This window comes from Methylophaga frappieri (assembly GCF_000260965.1).
In the GTDB taxonomy this organism is placed as follows: domain Bacteria; phylum Pseudomonadota; class Gammaproteobacteria; order Nitrosococcales; family Methylophagaceae; genus Methylophaga; species Methylophaga frappieri.
Genome location: NC_017856.1, coordinates 2287146 through 2306475, shown reverse-complemented (window position 1 = coordinate 2306475; position 19330 = coordinate 2287146). Strand labels below are relative to the sequence as shown.

General features: G+C 49.7%; 13 protein-coding genes. All 13 read right to left on the bottom strand.

The genetic code is table 11. The annotated features are described in order from the left end of the window. Positions 1 to 28: 28 nt before the first annotated feature. The 13 genes from Q7C_RS11060 to Q7C_RS11000 all read right to left on the bottom strand — a co-directional run bounded on the left by Q7C_RS11060 (position 29) and on the right by Q7C_RS11000 (position 19304). The gene (locus Q7C_RS11060) at positions 29 to 700 is read right to left on the bottom strand and encodes a Fe2+-dependent dioxygenase (RefSeq protein ID WP_083839467.1); all 672 of its coding nucleotides are present in this window, start codon (positions 698 to 700) and stop codon (positions 29 to 31) included. Positions 701 to 745: 45 nt separating this feature from the next. Then, a complete protein-coding gene (locus Q7C_RS11055; protein ID WP_014704863.1) occupies positions 746 to 958 on the bottom strand; it encodes a DUF6447 family protein in 213 nt (70 codons plus the stop codon). Positions 959 to 1291: 333 nt separating this feature from the next. Beyond that, positions 1292 to 1882, bottom strand: a complete 591-nt coding sequence (locus tag Q7C_RS11050; RefSeq protein ID WP_041366713.1) for a YceI family protein — start codon at positions 1880 to 1882, stop codon at positions 1292 to 1294. Between the two features lie 202 nt (positions 1883 to 2084). Beyond that, on the bottom strand, positions 2085 to 4025 hold the full coding sequence (locus tag Q7C_RS13380; RefSeq protein WP_014704861.1) for an O-linked N-acetylglucosamine transferase, SPINDLY family protein: 1941 nt from the start codon (positions 4023 to 4025) through the stop codon (positions 2085 to 2087). Between the two features lie 163 nt (positions 4026 to 4188). After that, positions 4189 to 6468: a hypothetical protein gene (locus tag Q7C_RS11040; RefSeq protein WP_151194764.1), complete on the bottom strand. Its 2280-nt coding sequence runs from the start codon at positions 6466 to 6468 to the stop codon at positions 4189 to 4191. Further along, positions 6386 to 7789 (bottom strand): hypothetical protein, encoded by a 1404-nt coding sequence (locus Q7C_RS11035; RefSeq protein ID WP_014704858.1) that lies wholly within the window; start codon positions 7787 to 7789, stop codon positions 6386 to 6388. The genes Q7C_RS11040 and Q7C_RS11035 overlap by 83 nt, the downstream gene beginning before the upstream one ends. A gap of 234 nt (positions 7790 to 8023) precedes the next feature. Continuing rightward, a complete protein-coding gene (locus tag Q7C_RS11030) occupies positions 8024 to 11731 on the bottom strand; it encodes a hypothetical protein (protein WP_014704857.1) in 3708 nt (1235 codons plus the stop codon). Between the two features lie 539 nt (positions 11732 to 12270). Beyond that, positions 12271 to 13263 carry a class I SAM-dependent methyltransferase gene (locus tag Q7C_RS13375; RefSeq protein WP_014704855.1) on the bottom strand — a complete coding sequence of 331 codons (993 nt, stop codon included), beginning with the start codon at positions 13261 to 13263 and terminating at the stop codon, positions 12271 to 12273. 82 nt (positions 13264 to 13345) lie between these two features. Further along, entirely contained in the window at positions 13346 to 14191 is an 846-nt protein-coding gene (locus Q7C_RS11020; RefSeq protein WP_014704854.1) for an NAD-dependent epimerase/dehydratase family protein, read from the bottom strand. Continuing rightward, entirely contained in the window at positions 14188 to 15264 is a 1077-nt protein-coding gene (gene gmd, locus Q7C_RS11015) for a GDP-mannose 4,6-dehydratase (protein WP_014704853.1), read from the bottom strand. Before gmd ends, Q7C_RS11020 begins: the two co-directional genes overlap by 4 nt. 151 nt (positions 15265 to 15415) lie before the next feature. Further along, positions 15416 to 16390, bottom strand: coding sequence for an acyltransferase family protein (locus tag Q7C_RS11010; RefSeq protein WP_014704852.1), 975 nt, complete (start codon positions 16388 to 16390; stop codon positions 15416 to 15418). Further along, the gene (locus tag Q7C_RS13370; protein ID WP_014704851.1) at positions 16390 to 18132 is read right to left on the bottom strand and encodes a glycosyltransferase family 4 protein; all 1743 of its coding nucleotides are present in this window, start codon (positions 18130 to 18132) and stop codon (positions 16390 to 16392) included. The genes Q7C_RS11010 and Q7C_RS13370 overlap by 1 nt, the downstream gene beginning before the upstream one ends. Next, a complete protein-coding gene (locus Q7C_RS11000) occupies positions 18129 to 19304 on the bottom strand; it encodes a glycosyltransferase (protein ID WP_014704850.1) in 1176 nt (391 codons plus the stop codon). The genes Q7C_RS13370 and Q7C_RS11000 overlap by 4 nt, the downstream gene beginning before the upstream one ends. Positions 19305 to 19330: the final 26 nt, after the last annotated feature.

Here is a 19330-nt window from a genome sequence, read left to right as displayed (position 1 = left end):
TTCTCGATCCTCCGCTATTGCATCTGAATTAACCGGAAAAGCGTCTGCACAAATATTGATAAATTTCATGCAGGGCCGAAGGACCATCCTCACCTTCCTGATCCTCTGCAGCCGACGCGCGTGCTTTTCTGACAGCCTGCATCTCTTCACCAAGCAATTGCACAATCCGACGGTCAGCAGGCAATGGAATCAAACTATGAACCCAGCCAACCAGACACCATCGCTCGCCCTTGGTTACTGGATTAACACGATGACGGACACCCGTATCGTAGATAACAATTTCGCCCGCTTTTCCTTTCACTCTGCTTTTGAAGTGGCCGAAATCCATCTCGAGTTCGCCCCCTTCATAATCGTCATTTAAAAACAGGGTAAAACTCAAATCCGCGCGGCGAGCATCCATATGCGCATTATCAAAATGCCAATCATATTTGCCACCAGCCGGATAATGCGCAAACCTTAAGCTCAATATCAGTTTGGGAAACGTCAAAAAACGAAAGCGCGCATCGTCGTACAGATTCTTTTGAATTTGTGCCAACAAAGGCGCTGCTTTCGGGTTTGAGCTGCCCGCCTGAAGATTATTTTTAATATTCTTTGCGTAGCCCTTGGCAGTCTCCCGACCATCCTTGAGTTCAAGCTCACGCGCTGCATCGAGAATACGCTGCGCGTTTTCAGCCGTATAGAGCCTAATCAGTTTCATCATGTCACCTTATCATCAAGAAGACTGCCAGGTTTGATTGCCTGCGGATTAGTGTTTGCTGACGTCTTCAGGTAGCTGAGATTTCAAGGTCGCAACATACGTTGATCGTGCAGTGCGGGCCATTCCTAATTGGACATTTAAACGCTGAATCTCGTTATCTGCTAACTGTACATTGTGAATTTGCACGCGAGCGTCTTCAGACAAGTTGTCTAACTCGTAGCTCACGCCATCAATAGTGATTGTTTTAGATTGTTCGGACATTTTTCATTCTCCAGATAAACAAAAGCCCCACATGATAAACCATGCGGGGCTTGGGATTAAAGCATTTGGCCTTTGCATGTCACCGACAAGCGAATGACAACTAACCAAATCCCTAATTTGGCCTTAACACATTTCCAACCTTGGGCGAGTAAAAATCCTTTTCTTGCACCAAGATCGAATGTACCTAAATTGACCAAATTAGTAAAGTCAAAGTTCTACTGTTTAGCAATTTATGACCATTTTGTTACACCATTGATCCCCTTTTCATCCGCTTAGTCATCACTCGCTCGTGTGATAATGCTGTCAACGCGGTAAGTTAAGGGTGAATTGGCGTCACTCAGTCTCAAAAACCAGCGTTGCGTATACCGGCACACTCAACCCGATGGCATCAAGCCCAGCCACTTTTTGTAACGCCTTGATGCCGTTTTCCAGTCCAAAATCAGCGGCCTTGACTAAAATAGGGCGAATCGTCGTCGCCAGTACAGAATTCGCCTGGGTTTTGACAACTTGCAAGTCAGCATCCATCGTGACGCTATGCCCCTGTAACGAAATCTCTAACGGCAACGTCATTCGCGTCCGCTCTCCAAGTTGCATGGCGTTAATTGCTGCCATGTCAATTTGGGTCGTGATCTCTGCCGTCGGCATTGATTGCACCTGAAACAAGATCTCTCGCATTCGCTCATTGCGAATCGGAATCAGCGTTTCCACACTGCTCAAATCAATCGTTACCTGCGCCTCGCCTGTGGCATTGACGCTGCCCGACAATGCCGTGAAATGATGATTTTCAGCAACCTGATTATTTTTAATCGACGTGAAATAAAGATGCGAATTAGCCGCATCAAGCGTCATCTCGGCCATCACGGCCTGACTCAACAGCAGCCAGAGAGTGCTGGTCAGTATGGTCAATAATTTTTTTGGCATCATTTTTCTCCTAATTGATTAATTGGCAAGCCGGCGCGGATGCTTACTGTCGTCCCATAATGCCAGACGCGCTATAAAACCGACATGATAGATTCGTCTGCAAACCCTTTGTTTGTCCCTTTTGTTATACCAAAGGTTGCTTGGCGGACTATCCTATCGAATAAAGACAACCTGACTGAAAATACCGATGCTTATCTCAGCACATCTACCGACCCTGTTGGACTCGGCGGCGTGGTGGATCGGTCATAAACGAAGTCGTTCTGGCAGGCAGCGGTGGCACATCAAAGGACACCGGCGGCTTGTCAGCGAGGTGCTGCGCCGCCATGTGCTGATACGCCATTTCGAGATGTCGCGTGAAGCGGACGGTATCAAATAACGGTTGCACGCGACGCTGTTCACGGAGTTTTTGTTTTAGGGCTTGTAATGTTGCCGGCGAACGACTTAACGCCACGGCCAGATCGGCCATCTCATCAAGGTTATGGGTGATCAACTCCGGTAAGCCACATGCCTGCAGCAAACTGGCCGACACCCGCGAAGCAAAATGGCCACCTTTCACAGCCACTATTGGCACGCCTGCCCATAAGGCATCCACTGCCGTGGTATGGGCATTATAAATTTCCGTATCCAGCATCAGATCAGCATGCTGCATTCGTTCCAGATTTTTGGCTTGTCCCGTTCTATCCGCAAAGATCAGCCGCTGCGAGTCTATCCCGTGTGCAACCAGACTTTGTTGCAACACAACGCGTCCTGTTTGCGACGGTGCCAATACCCACAATACGGTTTCCGGTATCCGTACCAAAATAGACAACCAGCTTTGCCAAGTGGCCTCGGTGACTTTGTAAAGTTGGTTAAAACTACATAAAACAATGGCTTCCTGAGGTAAACCATGGTCCTCGCGGCAACTGGATGTTGTATCAATAAAGCGTTGATTATCGGTACAAAAATAACTTTCCGGTAGCCGGCAAACTGCCTCGCTATAGTGCACACGACTGGTATCTGGCACCACGATCGGATCGGCAATCACAAAATCGATAAAATCCGCTCCCGATGTTCTCGGCATGCCTAAATAAGTGACTTGAACCGGCGCAGGACGATGCGCCAAAATAGCCAACCGATTGTCCTTGGTGTGGCCTTTTAAATCGACCAGAATATCAATACCATCTGCTTCGATCCTTGCCGCCGCTTGCGCATCCGTCATGTCATGGATGGCGACGCGATGGCGCACCGTCTGTTCAAATAATTGCCGATAGTTATCAGACTTAGCGATGGGGCTGTGATCATAAGCCACCACCTCAAACCGGGATGTATCATGTTCGCGCAATACACCCAGAAACAAGTGCAGGGTCGCATGATTACAAAAATCACTACTCAGATAACCAATGCGCAATCGACGCTGCGACAGTGCTGGCATCCTTTTTATCTGTCGGTCGATACGCCCAAACAAACGGGCGCATACCGCCTGGCTCTGCTGCAAATTAATGGCCTCATCCTGACACCACGAGACATGATTGAATGGTGACTCATCCAGATAGGTTGCGGCGTCAGGCGCCTGATAGCGTTGCCATAACGCGCGCGTCATGATGCGTACCGCGTCCCATTGCAGATCTTGCTGCCACGTGCTCAAGTCTTTGTACCAGCGAACTTTAGCCTCAGGAAACAAACTCATGGCACGCACCATTAATTTGGCCGCCGCTGCCGTATCACCTAACTGATTTAACACCGTATAAGCCTGTTGAATCAGCAATATGCTGCTGGCATTTTCAGCCAGCCAACCGGCCTGCTGACGGGTTTGTTGCTGATCGCCCGTCTGCTGCGCCATTTGCATCAACAATAATCGCAACTGTGCATTATCGGGATCCTGATGCAGGGCTTTTTGGTAGGCGCTAACAGCATGTGGGTAATCACCGGCCTGCTGATAGCAGACGCCGGCTTGTTGCCAAGTACTGGCCTGTTGCACTGTTGGCAACAGCTTACTCAAATGCGCATAGGCACTGGCAGCGATGCTAAATTGCTTTTGCTGCTGGCTGTGTCGCGCCAGCTGTTGCCACAGATCGGCCCGTCGCGGCCATTGCCGACACTGCTGTTGCAACTTTTTGAGTGCTTGCGGGGACAATGCCGATGGCGGCGCAGATAAAGTGGGTTGCATTTTCAAACATCTTTTAACACAAAGCTTATCATAGTGTCAGTCATTTTTTTCAATCAATAGGTCGGCATCGACCATAAAAAACCCCATGCTGTTGCCAGCACGGGGTTTTTCGATTCAGCCAGCGGCTGCAAGCAACCGCTGTCAGAGGTCGACCAGAAAAGTCTCATGGCGTTAAGCCAAAGATATCTTCAAAGTCTGTTGTTGACTCCGCTGAACCAGTCAGGTTGATGTTGCCCAGTTCAGTGTTACCACCTTCCAGGCTGTAACCAAAGTCAATGGTTCCCAGCAAGGTCGCACCGGTGAAGCCATCGGTACCAGCGTTGTCTACGTCAGACTGGACGCTGAATACTTTGTATTCACCCGAGTTCAGGTTGTTTTCAACCAGTACGATAGATTGGTTCGTATCACCTACCTGATCAGTTTTCGCACCTTCAGATGCCGCATCACCAGCTTCATTGAACAGTGACAGCAATTGTGAACCGGTCAGTGAACTGAAGTTTTGGTCACCTAATGTACTGTCATAGTTATCAACGGTAGCAAAGTTGATGATCGCCACTTCATTGGCACCCAGGTCAGTGACCGCATCCAGCGTGGTATCAATACGCACTTCTGACAAATCATTCGGCGTATTCGCTGACGAATCTGATGTGTTAGTCAAAAACGCGGTGAAGTCCAAACGGTGCACACCCACATCAGCATAGTCTGAACCAACTGAATTAGCATCGTAAGTGAAGGCACCATCGAAGAAATTGACTACCGATACTTTACCGAAAGTATCACTGATCACCAGCGTATTGGCACTCTCATCATTTGAGTCCAGAACCAGCAAGTCATTCGTACCGGTACCCATATCGATTTCACTGTAGTTCCGCGTACTTGGCCCACCAGCGATATCAGTAGAACCACCAGTAATTGGATTCTGATAATCGTAAACACCACGTTCATTAGTACCCAGCATAACAGCGCCTGAACCCGTACCATCGGCAACAATTGAACCCGCATCACCATTAAAGGCAGCACGGATATCGCCAGCAGAATCTAGATTAGTTGAATCTACTTGTTGTTCAGTATCAATCAGACCTTGAGCAATCGCATTCAACACGCTGTCGCTTGTTACAACAACTTCACCTGTCGCTGGGCCAGGACCCGCGACTAAGGCCGGTTGATACAGGCTGATTGCCAAGTGATTTTCACCTCTCACCAATGAATTCACATCGATACCTTGTGCACCTTCATCCATGTCAATACCCAGCAGACGCGCTAACTCTGGATTGTTGCTAATCGCATCAGCAATCGCATTGTTGATATCGATTTGCGTGGCAACATAGTTGTTGGCCGCAGTGGTTTCAACAGTAACGGTGCTTTCAAAGCCGGCAAACATGGCCGTCAGTTGCGCTTGATACAAGACACGACCGCCACCTTGCAGACCGAAGGCATCACCGAAGGTTTGTGGGCCAGTGATATCACCAAATTCCCACGTGCCTGTGCTGCCACCTGTTACACCGCTTACACCCGCAGTATCGATTTCAACGAAATCACTGCCGCTGCCCGCCATCACATCAACGTTGGCAATACCACCGACGAAGACATAATCATCACCACTGCCGGTGCTGATATCCAGATTATCCAGCAGATACATGGTGGATTGGGATACGCCGCTATCCAGTGTGACTTCGATTGAATCACCGTTCGCACCGGTAGAGACCATAAAGCCTTCACCAATGGTATCGACTGAGTCACCGTCAATGTCATAGATGATGGTATCGCTACCCGCACCAGTCACGGTTGAAGTGTATACGCCGTTATCATCTTTCTCTGCGTTGTAGAACACATCGCCGCCACCCGTTGCGCTGAACGTATCAATGTTCTGTGCCGCAAAAACGGTACCGATGTACAAATCACCAAAGAAGGTGTTGGCATTCAGGTTCGTCAGTGTACCGCCAAATGGTGCAGACGCACTTTGACCTTGCAGTTCATTTGACAATAAACCACGCACAGTCAGCGCCGCGTAAGAATCATCTGTACGGGTTTCTGAATCAATGTTAACGGTACGCAGCGCACCATTGGTTGATGTGATGTAACCCAGGTTCGATGGACGATCTTCGTTACCCAATACTTCGATATTGAATACTTCAATACCGTCGTTTTGGTCAACATCATCATCAATAGAGTCTTGATCTTTACCACCAATGATTAGGTTACCACCGTCACCGTCCTGACCGACTTTGTGCAGCTCAACATCAACCGAAATCGGTGTGATTTCAGTGGTTGGATCAAATGTCGAGAACGAGTTGTTCAAGTCAGTGTCGCTGGCATCTTCTGCTGTATCAATCGATACGCCAGTCAATGGCTCTGGACCGTCATTTGAAATGATGATCGGGAAGTAAGGGACCTGCAGGGTCGCCTGCTTGGAAGCCAGCAACCGGGATTGAGAATACCGCATTTTCAACCGGCGCCAAGGCAGCAGATACGTCAGAGAAACCGTCGGCATCCAGCTGGGCATTAATCGCATCAACGATCGCTTGGTAAACAGTGGTGTAATCCAGTGTGTCATCAGCAGCAATCGCTGAGATATCAACGGTTACCACTGTTTCACCAACGGCAAACTCGATGTTGTTGAATTTTTCAACTGAGTTACGGCCGGCTTCGTTTTCTACCGCGTTAACCAAACGTACCAATAACTGCGCACCTGAGGTTTGCTGACCTGTTACCAGATAATCTTCATCAAAGAAAACTGTCAGGTCTGATGCATCTTCATCAGAGTTAAAGTTGTCAGTGTGATCCATGGTGATGGTCATTTCTGACGTGTTGCGGATGGTCGAACCATCGTTAGCCAGTGTCGTCAGGTTTTCGATAACCAAGTCACCGTCTGAGTAGGCAGAACCGATTTTTTGAACGCCCAGCATTTTAGACGCATCAACAACAACGGTATTTTCACCTTCGCCAGACATATCCAACGCTTCAAATTCAGCGATTTCAATGCTGGTTGTACGTGGTTGAACATCGGTGATAGTGCTGGTGTCGGTACCAACAAATTCAGAAACCAACTCAGCATACAACGTGTCGGTACCCGCACCACCGTCTAAACGGTCAGCCGTTGACAGTGAGTTAGATACACCACCCGCAAATGGGTTTTGCATGATTGGCGCATCAAAGAAGTCGTTATTGGCTGTACCAGTAAAACGATCGGTACCTGACGTCAGCAGGAATTCATCACCCGGCACACCTGGATCAACAGGCTCTTCATCAGCCAGATCATCAATTGAATCTTGTGCCGCAGTTACGGTGGCATCGTCGTCTGATACCATCAGCTCGTCATCAAAACGCAGTGAGCCCAGATCAGCAGGTGCTTCATCCAGATTTTGTGCTGCGTAGTTAGACACAGCAACCCGGTTTAAAAACTGGTCTTGTGCAGGACCGGCATTTTCAGGTTGCTTAGCCGCGAAAATAATCGCTTCGACAACCGCACCACGGTCGCCGCCATTATCCGCTAATTCTTGAACCCAGAAAGCGATACCGTCTGGATCGTCAGCAATGGTTTTATTGAATGTGTTTTGGTAAATCCACTCAACAAAATCCTGGTCATTATCTAATGCACTGCCAAAGTAGTCTTGCGCAGCGGTGGTGCCCAGCATGATGTTGGCAACTTCTGACACATCATCTGTGGCAGAAAAGGTCTGCCAAAAGGCATTACCTTCGCCTTCCGATGCACGATTAAAAATCGCGACGTAAAGCTCAGATACTTGCGTTTGTGATAAAGCCATTCTGTACTCCTGTTAGATAGGGTGAGCTGACACTTAACTGCGCGTCATTTCTGTGCAGCAGTCAAGTCGACGGCCTTGTAAAACCGATTGTTTTAAACCCTATCATAGGATGTGCGTGATTGGCGAATATCACCAAAATACAAGCATAAAAAAACCCGCCCTGTTGCCAGAGCGGGTTTTTTGGTTCATTCAGCCATGACAAGTCACGACTGTCAGATGACCATTTACACCATCTTATGGAGCAACCGAAGTCAATCCAAAGACATCGTTAAAGTGGGCATCTGAATCCACCGAACCGGTCAGGTTGATGTTACTCAACGTGTCACCATTGGTCACGATAGTACCATCAGTTTCATCAACATCCGTTGGTGTTTCACCACGGCTGATGCTGTAACCGAAGTCCAGCGTACCCAGCAGTGTTGCACTGGTGAAGCCATCTGTACCAGCGTTATCCACATCGGATTGAACGCTGAATACTTTGTACTCACCTGCATTACGGTTGTTTTCAACCATGACGATAGTTTGGTTGATATCCTGAACTTGATCTGTTTTCGCACCTTCTGAAGCCGCACCACCAGCAGCATTCATCTCTGCCAGTAATTGTGATGCAGTCAGGGTCGCGAATGACAAGTTCGTTGTCGCACCATTCCAACCGTCAACCAAGTTGAAGTCAACAACGGCGACTTCGTTCGCGCCCAGATCGGTCACGTCGGTTTCCAGCGCCGTGGCAATACGCATTTCAGACAAGTCATTCGGTGTATTGTCAGACTCATCCATGGTATTGGTCAGGTATGCGGTGAAGTCCAGACGGTGAATACCGACATCCGCCAACTGAGTACCAACCGTATCGTCTTCTTCATAAGTGAATGTATCTTCACCACTATCGAAGAAGTTAACGACAGACACTTTACCGAAGATGTCGGTGATCTGAATGGTGTTGGCACTCAAATCAGCTGAGCTTAATACCAGCAGGTCATTGGCACCCGTACCCATGTCAATTTCAGAGTAGTTGATGTCGCCACCATTACCGCTGCCACCGCCATTTGGCGCTTCATACTCATACAGACCGCGACCAATCTCGCCACCATCATAAGCAATGGTACCCAGACCAGCGATACCACCGGTACCGACTGAACCGTCTTGCAGCAGTGAACCGGCATCTTCGTTAAATTGAGTACGGATACCATCGGCATCGCTCATCAACGAAGAGTTTGGTTCTTGCTGCGTTGCAATCAGACCTTCAGCCAGATCATTCAAGACAGTAGTGTTAGTCACCGTCAATTCACCTGGACCTGCTGTACCGTTAGCACCAGAACCTGCACCGGCATCGACCAATGTTGGCTGATACAAGCTGATGGCAAAGTCATTCAGACCTTCTACCAGCGAAGCAACATTGATAGTTTGCAGACCGGTGCCCAGCGTTTCTTCAAGCAAACGCGCCAGTTCCGGGTTACTGTCAATCGCATCAGCAATCGCATTGTTGATATCGATTTGCGTGGCAACATAGTTGTTGGCCGCAGTGGTTTCAACAGTAACGGTGCTTTCAAAGCCGGCAAACATGGCCGTCAGTTGCGCTTGATACAAGACACGACCGCCACCTTGCAGACCGAAGGCATCACCGAAGGTTTGTGGGCCAGTGATATCACCAAATTCCCACGTGCCTGTGCTGCCACCTGTTACACCGCTTACACCCGCAGTATCGATTTCAACGAAATCACTGCCGCTGCCCGCCATCACATCAACGTTGGCAATACCACCGACGAAGACATAATCATCACCACTGCCGGTGCTGATATCCAGATTATCCAGCAGATACATGGTGGATTGGGATACGCCGCTATCCAGTGTGACTTCGATTGAATCACCGTTCGCACCGGTAGAGACCATAAAGCCTTCACCAATGGTATCGACTGAGTCACCGTCAATGTCATAGATGATGGTATCGCTACCCGCACCAGTCACGGTTGAAGTGTATACGCCGTTATCATCTTTCTCTGCGTTGTAGAACACATCGCCGCCACCCGTTGCGCTGAACGTATCAATGTTCTGTGCCGCAAAAACGGTACCGATGTACAAATCACCAAAGAAGGTGTTGGCATTCAGGTTCGTCAGTGTACCGCCAAATGGTGCAGACGCACTTTGACCTTGCAGTTCATTTGACAATAAACCACGCACAGTCAGCGCCGCGTAAGAATCATCTGTACGGGTTTCTGAATCAATGTTAACGGTACGCAGCGCACCATTGGTTGATGTGATGTAACCCAGGTTCGATGGACGATCTTCGTTACCCAATACTTCGATATTGAATACTTCAATACCGTCGTTTTGGTCAACATCATCATCAATAGAGTCTTGATCTTTACCACCAATGATTAGGTTACCACCGTCACCGTCCTGACCGACTTTGTGCAGCTCAACATCAACCGAAATCGGTGTGATCTCAGTGGTTGGATCAAATGTCGAGAACGAGTTGTTCAAGTCAGTGTCGCTGGCATCTTCTGCTGTATCAATCGATACGCCAGTCAATGGCTCTGGACCGTCATTTGAAATGATGATCGGGAAGTAAGGACCTGCAGGGTCGCCTGCTTGGAAGCCAGCAACCGGGATTGAGAATACCGCATTTTCAACCGGCGCCAAGGCAGCAGATACGTCAGAGAAACCGTCGGCATCCAGCTGGGCATTAATCGCATCAACGATCGCTTGGTAAACAGTGGTGTAATCCAGTGTGTCATCAGCAGCAATCGCTGAGATATCAACGGTTACCACTGTTTCACCAACGGCAAACTCGATGTTGTTGAATTTTTCAACTGAGTTACGGCCGGCTTCGTTTTCTACCGCGTTAACCAAACGTACCAATAACTGCGCACCTGAGGTTTGCTGACCTGTTACCAGATAATCTTCATCAAAGAAAACTGTCAGGTCTGATGCATCTTCATCAGAGTTAAAGTTGTCAGTGTGATCCATGGTGATGGTCATTTCTGACGTGTTGCGGATGGTCGAACCATCGTTAGCCAGTGTCGTCAGGTTTTCGATAACCAAGTCACCGTCTGAGTAGGCAGAACCGATTTTTTGAACGCCCAGCATTTTAGACGCATCAACAACAACGGTATTTTCACCTTCGCCAGACATATCCAACGCTTCAAATTCAGCGATTTCAATGCTGGTTGTACGTGGTTGAACATCGGTGATAGTGCTGGTGTCGGTACCAACAAATTCAGAAACCAACTCAGCATACAACGTGTCGGTACCCGCACCACCGTCTAAACGGTCAGCCGTTGACAGTGAGTTAGATACACCACCCGCAAATGGGTTTTGCATGATTGGCGCATCAAAGAAGTCGTTATTGGCTGTACCAGTAAAACGATCGGTACCTGACGTCAGCAGGAATTCATCACCCGGCACACCTGGATCAACAGGCTCTTCATCAGCCAGATCATCAATTGAATCTTGTGCCGCAGTTACGGTGGCATCGTCGTCTGATACCATCAGCTCGTCATCAAAACGCAGTGAGCCCAGATCAGCAGGTGCTTCATCCAGATTTTGTGCTGCGTAGTTAGACACAGCAACCCGGTTTAAAAACTGGTCTTGTGCAGGACCGGCATTTTCAGGTTGCTTAGCCGCGAAAATAATCGCTTCGACAACCGCACCACGGTCGCCGCCATTATCCGCTAATTCTTGAACCCAGAAAGCGATACCGTCTGGATCGTCAGCAATGGTTTTATTGAATGTGTTTTGGTAAATCCACTCAACAAAATCCTGGTCATTATCTAATGCACTGCCAAAGTAGTCTTGCGCAGCGGTGGTGCCCAGCATGATGTTGGCAACTTCTGACACATCATCTGTGGCAGAAAAGGTCTGCCAAAAGGCATTACCTTCGCCTTCCGATGCACGATTAAAAATCGCGACGTAAAGCTCAGATACTTGAGTTTGAGTTAAGGCCATTTCAATCTCCTGATTAAAAAGTTTCTTGTTGACTCCACCATAGGAGTCGGGTGCGTGAATATATCAGCGAGTGATAACATGCACGAGGTATGTATCTGATGTCAACACCTTCGTGAAAGCGTCCAACAACTGCGTTACTACCATGGCGCATCGCATTTGGTGACCGCCTCGGCGAGTCACTGCTCCTGATCATAGCAAATAAATGTGTCGAATAACATGACAAGACACATTTTTTTCACTTTTTTTTCAATTTTGCTAATTAAGTCAAACTCTTGATACAGCGACCTTTGACCGTGATGCCCGGAAAAGGCTATGGCGATCCGGCCTAACCGGATGACAGCTGGTCAGACAGCAGTCCCGGATGCCATTATTGGATTGTTAATAACCGTGAATTCAGTCACAAATCGGTTTAAAAAAAAGCGCTAACACCCTGCTGTAAAAGCGTAATTTTGTCTTTTTTGCGGATTCACTTGCGCAAACACAGTGGGCCTGGGCAATCACGCATGCTATGAAACCTTCATATAATAGGTTGAATGGCGTTAGCGGTTTCGAATTTGTTGCCAGTATTGCCGGCATTGTCGCTTTAACCAGCGTAATGGCTTACACAATGTCCAACAGGGGCTGTCAAAGATCATCTGCAGATGCTTTCGGATGTCCTGACATTCATCATGCAGCGCCTGGTTAAGTTCTTGAAGTTGCGCGTTGCGTTGCATCAGTTGGTCATGCTGTGTTTGGATTGCGGTCACTATCGTCTGCTGGGCTTGAAGTTGTTGCTCAAGCACCTGATATCGCGTCTGCTGGTTGGTGTCGTAGTGGGTTAACACATCATTCAGGCTTCGCCCGGCTTCGGATTGATACGACTCCGTGTCGGCTTTGCCCGGATCGGGTTGATAGCCAATGACGGCGTAATCGGGACTGACACCACTAAAAACCCGACTTAAGCTATCAATTTCAGCGAGGGGATAGTGTTGTGGTTCTTGCAGCCCCAGCGTATGGGTTTGTTTCAAACCGTAAAACGCCACCATAAATTGCAGTCGTGCTGATGGGATCGGCGTCAGGTGAGTTGGGTCAAGATAAAAGTAATGGGTACCAACCTGGATATTATCCGGGTTCGGCGTTTCCAGTATCAGCATGCCACCCGGTTTTAAGACCCGTTGGCTCTGTTGTAACAAGTCGGTAAGCTGTGCCGTGGTCAAATGTTCCACAACATGAAAGGCACTGAGGATATCAATCGAGGCATCCGTTGTTTCTGCGAGGTGGGCAAACAGATCTCGACACGTCACGTCGTAGCCTTGCTCTGTCAGACCCGCAAGCATATCGGCATCCTGATCACAGCCCCGTGGCTCGATACCTAACTCACGCAGCAGCGATAACCACTCACCCCGACCACAGCCCAAATCCAACCCGACTGCCGCTGGCGAGCGATTGGCATACGTTTCCAGATACGGGAGATAGACTTGCAGGCGTTGCTTAATCAGCGAGGCACTGCCGCGAAAGGCATCTTCAAAAGCGCGATAAAAAGCGGTGGTCAACGTTGCTCCCTGCCCTGTTTTTCGTTATCAGGGCAGTGTAGCTGATTCTTGACGCGGTTCCTATTTTTCCTATTAAGCCCCTTCAGACAGCGAGCATCCAGGCAAGCGTTTCGGTGATGGGCAGCGGCTCCGGCAGCAGTGGCAATGCTGCGCGGAGTTGTATTTGGCTGCCGCATTGTCTGGGTAACTCATCGCGACGCATTAACGCCGGATCCTGTTCAATCTTAATTTGATGGCCGGTCAGTTGCTCAAGCATTGTCAGCATCTCGCGAATACTGATCGCTTCACCACGGCACAGGTTTAATGGCCCCTGTGGCGACGCTGTCAGTAAGCCAAGATAAGCCTGAACCACCCAACGCACATCGGAAATATCACGCCAGACATCAATATTACCAAGTTGGATGGTGGTAGCACGGCGGGCAAAGTGACTGACCAGTTTGGGTATTAAAAACTGCGCTGCCTGACCGCGGCCAGTGTAGTTAAACGGCCGCACGATTTGAATCGGTAGGCTGGGCTGGTAATTGGCGGCCAGATATTCCATCGCCAGTTTGCTGCAACCATAATGACTGACCGGTGCCGGTGCGACGGCTTCATCAATGACCGGCAACGACTGACGCCCATAGATATGCGAGGTACTGGGCAAAATGATTTTTTTAGGCGGCGCAATAGTGGCTGCTTTCAGCACATTTTCCGTGCCGAGTGTATTAACGGCATAAATTTCGGCATCCTGCCCGGCCGGGACAAATGAAATCGCCGCCAGATGAATAATATAGTCCGGTCGCTCGCGCTTAATAAAGGTGTCACAAGCCGCAGCATCGGTAATATCAATCGCTGTCTGATTAACCTGATAGCCCGCTTGTTTTAATGCAGGCGATAAATGGCCTGCGGTGAAGCTGTTGCCACCCGTAATCCAGACGGTTTCCGTCAAAACGACACCCCATTGGCAATTTTCTGCCGATCACTGTCAACCATCATTTTGCATAACTGCGCAACGTCGGTCTGCGGCGACCAGCCCAGCGCCTCTTTTGCCTTGCGATAGTCGCCTATCAGCAGTTCGACTTCCGCAGGACGGTAAAATGCCGGGTCTACTTCAACCAGTAATTGACCCGTTTGACTGTCTCGGCCTTGTTCGGTGTCACCACTGCCCTGCCAGTCAATGTGTTTGTCAACAGCGGCAAATGCCCAGCTGACAAAGTCACGCACGGAGTGGGTTTCATTAGTCGCCAGTACGAAGGTGTCAGCACGCTCGTGTTGCAGCATGCGCCACATGCCGTCAACGTATTCTTTGGCATAGCCCCAGTCTCGTTTGGCGTCCATGTTGCCCAGCCGTAACGGTGCCGGGTCGCCATCGGCCAGGCGGGCAACCCGGTCGGTGATTTTGCGGGTGACGAATTCTTTGCCGCGTAATGGGGATTCGTGGTTGAACAGGATGCCACTGCTGGCAAACAGGTCGTAGGATTCGCGGTAGTTGACAACGCTCCAGTGACCGAACAGTTTGGCAACAGCATAGGGGCTGCGCGGGTAAAAAGGGGTGTCTTCGGTTTGGGGGATTTGTTGGACTTTGCCGTACAGTTCGGAGGTGCTGGCTTGATAAAAGCGGATCCCTTTGTCAACGATGCGAATGGCTTCCAGCAGGTTTAAGACACCAATACCGCTGATGTCGGCAGTGGTCAACGGTTGTTCAAAGGAGACGCCAACAAAGCTTTGTGCTGCCAGGTTGTAGACTTCGTCTGGTTGGCTGTCTGATAACAGCCGAATGCAGTTGCTGAGGTCGGTCAGGTCAAATTCGCGAAGTTGCAGATCCGGGTGGTGGCGAACGCCAAGCATATCGAGACGCCAGAAGTTGACGGAGCTGCTGCGACGGTAGGTGCCTATCACGCGGTAACCTTTGCCAAGTAGCAGCTCTGCAAGGTAGGCGCCGTCCTGGCCCGTTATCCCGGTAATTATCGCCGTTTTCAATGTCGGTTCCTTTGTTGTTGTCTGGGCAGGCCGCTGTGACATCGGTCAGACAGCCGCCATGATGCTGCGGTAAAGGCCATCATAAGCCATACCCATGCGGCTTGCTGTGAGATGATGCGCAGAAACGTGGATTGATCTGTTTGCCTGCTATGTTGCGGCGTATTTTGTCATGTCCTGCTGATAATAAACAGGTTCAGTTATGCGCAAATCGCCACCGGTTGATGCGTTTTTCAAGGAGAAGTACACCGGGAAGCGCCAATAAAACGGTCAATGCCGTGACCACTAAAGCATATTGCCAGCTATTAAAGTGATGACCCTGCCAGTGCGCCAGCCCCCAAATCACTAGAAAATGCAGCACAAATACCCCATAGGACAGCTGTCCGGCAAAACCATTGCCGGGCAGTCTAGGCCGCCAGTGATTCAGTACCGCGATCAAAGGTAAGCCAATGATGACGCCTAATAAGGTCTCACGGGTATAGGCTTCTGGAAATTGCTGTGTCCAGGCAAAACCAACGTAGGTCAGCACCATCGCCAGCCAAAAAAACGCTAAAAAGCCATACCAGCGAGGTTGCTGCTGCGCCCGCTGCAAGATAGAACCTAATAGGAAAATAAATAACACCCCGGGTAATAACCGATAACCAAAATAGTCCGGCTGAATCAGGCTCAGATTCGCCAGCATATAGACTATCAGGCTGGCGACGAAGGCCAGCCCTGCCCACGCCGGGCGCAACAGTAAAAATGGCAATAACAGATACACCTGCACCTCAACAGCCAAAGACCATGCCGGTGGCACCAGATTCCAGGCCGGATTAGTCATAACGGTGCTATCGATCACCATGTAATAGTTCAGTGGAATCATAATCAGGTTATTGAACAAGGCCAGTGGCTGGTATTGTGGCTGACCGAACCCCGTATAAAGCAAAAACAGCAAAGTCAGTAACATGGCATAGGCATACATGGGATAAATGCGTAAAAACCGATCCTGATAAAAGCGGCGCAATTTACCGGGGCCGGGCGTCATCACATCATGCCAAAGGTGCGTCACCACAGAGCCGGCCAGCAGATAAAAAATGACCACAGCAAATACGCCGGGATTCAGACCATCCACCCGCCAGTTGATATGTGACAATAACACCAGCCAGGCCAGAAACAGGCGCAAATAGCCCATCAGTCTGTCACCGGTTCAAAGCGAAACTGTCGGCAGGTTAACGCCGGTCCATCATGGCCAATCAGTAATTGCACCATAGCGGTTGAGTCAACTTGAAAGCGACATGATTGTTCGCTGGTTTCCTTATCCCATGGCAAATTTTCTTCAAGCAACACCAAATCATCGCTAATTAAGCGCACACTCAAATTTTGTTGCGTAGTGGCATCGGCCCAAATCGTCAGTTGATACCCGCCGGGGGCAAGGCGATAAGCCCGACTGCGACAAAGCGGATTGGCAGGTTGTTCACTGATAATCGTTGAACCCGCCTGATAACCTGCCAAGCAAGTCATGTCGTAACCCGCGTAGCCAGTATGACTGATAGCAGGTTGCGCCAATATGGCTTGAATCGACGTTGCAATTTCGGTGATTGCCGCCGACCAGGGTTGTGGCCGATACGCGGCACGCAGTTGGTCGCGCCAGTCCTGCAAAGCAGCAGGATTACGCGACCAATGTAAAATCGCATTCGCCCAAGCCTGTGGCGTCATCGGGTCACAATATTGCACCCAATCACCGCCGACTTCGGGCAGTGAGCCACGATCGGAACTGATTACTGGTGTGCCATGCGCCAATGACTCTGCGACCGGCAATCCCCAGCCCTCGTAATAAGACGGGAATACCGTCAATGTCGCCTGCTGATAAAGTGCCGCCAAAGCGGCATCACTGACATGATGACATAACGTGATTTTGCCTTTCAGCAGCGGATCCAAACGCACATCTTCCAGTAACTCTGACGTGCCCCAGCCGGGCATCCCCACCCAGACCATTTGTGGTATGTCATTAATATGACCGGCTTTCGCCAGCAAATGATAAGCCAGATACAACACTTGATGATTTTTGCGTCGTTCGATGGTAGAGACAAACAGGATATAGGGCGCTGCCATGATGGTCGCTATCTCGTCATCAAGCGGCTTGTCGACGGTTTCGGCAACACTGTCATCACCGAGTCGAAACACCTCTGCCGGCGGCAACGGTGCGCCGGCATCCAGCAAGTGACTGCGCAAATCCTGCCGAGTCTGCTCGGAAATACACATGATTAAATCCGACAGCCGCGCCATATCCAGAAAATATTCGCTGAAGACAGAAGCGACATCACCGACACAGTATTGCGGATAATAGACTGGTATCAGGTCATAACAACAACTGACGATACGCAGGCCTTGTTGTGCTTTCAGTTTGCGCAGTTCCGGGCGATACGGGTAATTCCAGTCCAGTCCGACGGTAATCAGCACCTCTCCTGGCGCAAAGATCGTAGAGGTCGGCTTTGGGTCTGTCTTGGCTTTAGCCGGTCGCGTTGGGGCCGGTTTGGCTTTCATGGCACGCCACTGCTGCCAACGTTGTATTACCCGGTGTCGCAACTGATTCATCCGAATTAAGCTTCGACGAACAAAGGGTTGCCAACGTCCCGGTAGCAGCGCGAGAAAACCAGCGGCAATATGCTTTAGAGCATCGCGTTTACTAAGCGGACTTCGATACGCTTGTGGTGCCGCTGTTGGTGTGACCGGTTTTGCCTGTTTTTGCGGATGTTTGCGCTGGGTAACTTCGACAAAACGATCATTGTCCCAAATGCAATATTTCACTTTCGCATCCGAAAACACAGACGGTAAGTGACTAGCCAATTCTGATTCAACGCGCACAATACCAACCGCGGCACGTTGCCAGTGATAGCTGGTGGTAATGTTGACCCAGATAACGGGTTGACTCATGAAATCAGATCTCCCAAGGGTTGCAAACAGTGTGACCAGCGTAATGACTGACGTGATTGACGTGCTGTTGCATCAAGCTGCAAGGGTGGTTGTGCCATCATGTGGCGAAGTTGTCGCTTGAATTGACCGGCGGATTCCGCAATGACCACACCGGCATCGTTTTCAAAAGGCTCAAATCCGCGCATGGCTTTTGGCGATGCCAACACATGTTGTCCACTGTAAAGGGCTTCGGCTGTTTTTAAATTAGTGCCGCCACCGGCGCTAATTGGCAGAATCATGGCATGTGCGCCAGCAATTAATCCTGCTAACGTGCTGTCATCAACCAATCCGGCCTGAATAAAGACTGCTGGTAACCCCGGCGATTGATGAAAACGGTCATCATCCTGAATGGCTTGCCCGGCAGAGCCTGCGACGATAATACGCTGGTCGTGATCTAACGCACCGTTACTGCCACCTAACCAGTCAAAAAAACCGTGAATATTCGGTGGATGCGCACTGGCACAATACAACGCATATTGCCGACCCTGGCTCATCTTGGCCGCAGCGGCAAAGGCAGCTTTATCGGCATGGCATTCTGTGACCCCATTGGGTGCAACCACAACCGGTTTTGACGTGCGTTGCCGCGTGTACAGCGCATCTTCTTCCGAAACACAGCTCACCGAATCCGCCATTTCAATGGCCGCATTTTCCATCGCCCTGACTTGCTGTGCCTGATTTTCCGCGATCTGCTGACCATAGTAGGTTTTGACAATGGCCGCCTTCAATGGCGCTTCAATATTTTGCGAACCGTAAATCAACGGAGCACTAGCGTGCGTTTGTTGAATAAACCGCTGAGCAAAGCCCATTAGCCACGGTTGTTCGACATGAATAACATCAGGAACGGGTTGAATGACACGACTGAGGGCGGCAAAGGCATCATCATTTTTCAAAAAGTGTTCACCGATGGCGACATCTTCCATCAGAAACAGCGGATCCGCCCATTGATTCAATTGTTTTTCATCCGGGAAAGGCACAAAGCCGGGTGCCGATGCATAGGTTGCCGAACCAAGCACACCCGCGACTTGCACTGAATGCCCTTGCTGACGATAAAAGCGGGCAATTTCTGCTGCCCGAATCTGCCCGCCATGTCGAGGCACTGCGACCGGATAAGTAGTCAGTAACAAAATATGCATGGTGGTAAACCCAACCCTTTTACTGA

Coding starts and splice junctions, on each gene's coding strand:
- Q7C_RS11060 (WP_083839467.1), bottom strand. CDS start 700: ATGATGAAACTGATTAGGCTCTATACGGCTGAAAACGCGCAGCGTATT.
- Q7C_RS11055 (WP_014704863.1), bottom strand. CDS start 958: ATGTCCGAACAATCTAAAACAATCACTATTGATGGCGTGAGCTACGAG.
- Q7C_RS11050 (WP_041366713.1), bottom strand. CDS start 1,882: ATGATGCCAAAAAAATTATTGACCATACTGACCAGCACTCTCTGGCTG.
- Q7C_RS13380 (WP_014704861.1), bottom strand. CDS start 4,025: ATGCAACCCACTTTATCTGCGCCGCCATCGGCATTGTCCCCGCAAGCA.
- Q7C_RS11040 (WP_151194764.1), bottom strand. CDS start 6,468: ATGCGGTATTCTCAATCCCGGTTGCTGGCTTCCAAGCAGGCGACCCTG.
- Q7C_RS11035 (WP_014704858.1), bottom strand. CDS start 7,789: ATGGCTTTATCACAAACGCAAGTATCTGAGCTTTACGTCGCGATTTTT.
- Q7C_RS11030 (WP_014704857.1), bottom strand. CDS start 11,731: ATGGCCTTAACTCAAACTCAAGTATCTGAGCTTTACGTCGCGATTTTT.
- gmd (WP_014704853.1), bottom strand. CDS start 15,264: ATGTCACAGCGGCCTGCCCAGACAACAACAAAGGAACCGACATTGAAA.
- Q7C_RS11010 (WP_014704852.1), bottom strand. CDS start 16,390: ATGGGCTATTTGCGCCTGTTTCTGGCCTGGCTGGTGTTATTGTCACAT.
- Q7C_RS13370 (WP_014704851.1), bottom strand. CDS start 18,132: ATGAGTCAACCCGTTATCTGGGTCAACATTACCACCAGCTATCACTGG.
- Q7C_RS11000 (WP_014704850.1), bottom strand. CDS start 19,304: ATGCATATTTTGTTACTGACTACTTATCCGGTCGCAGTGCCTCGACAT.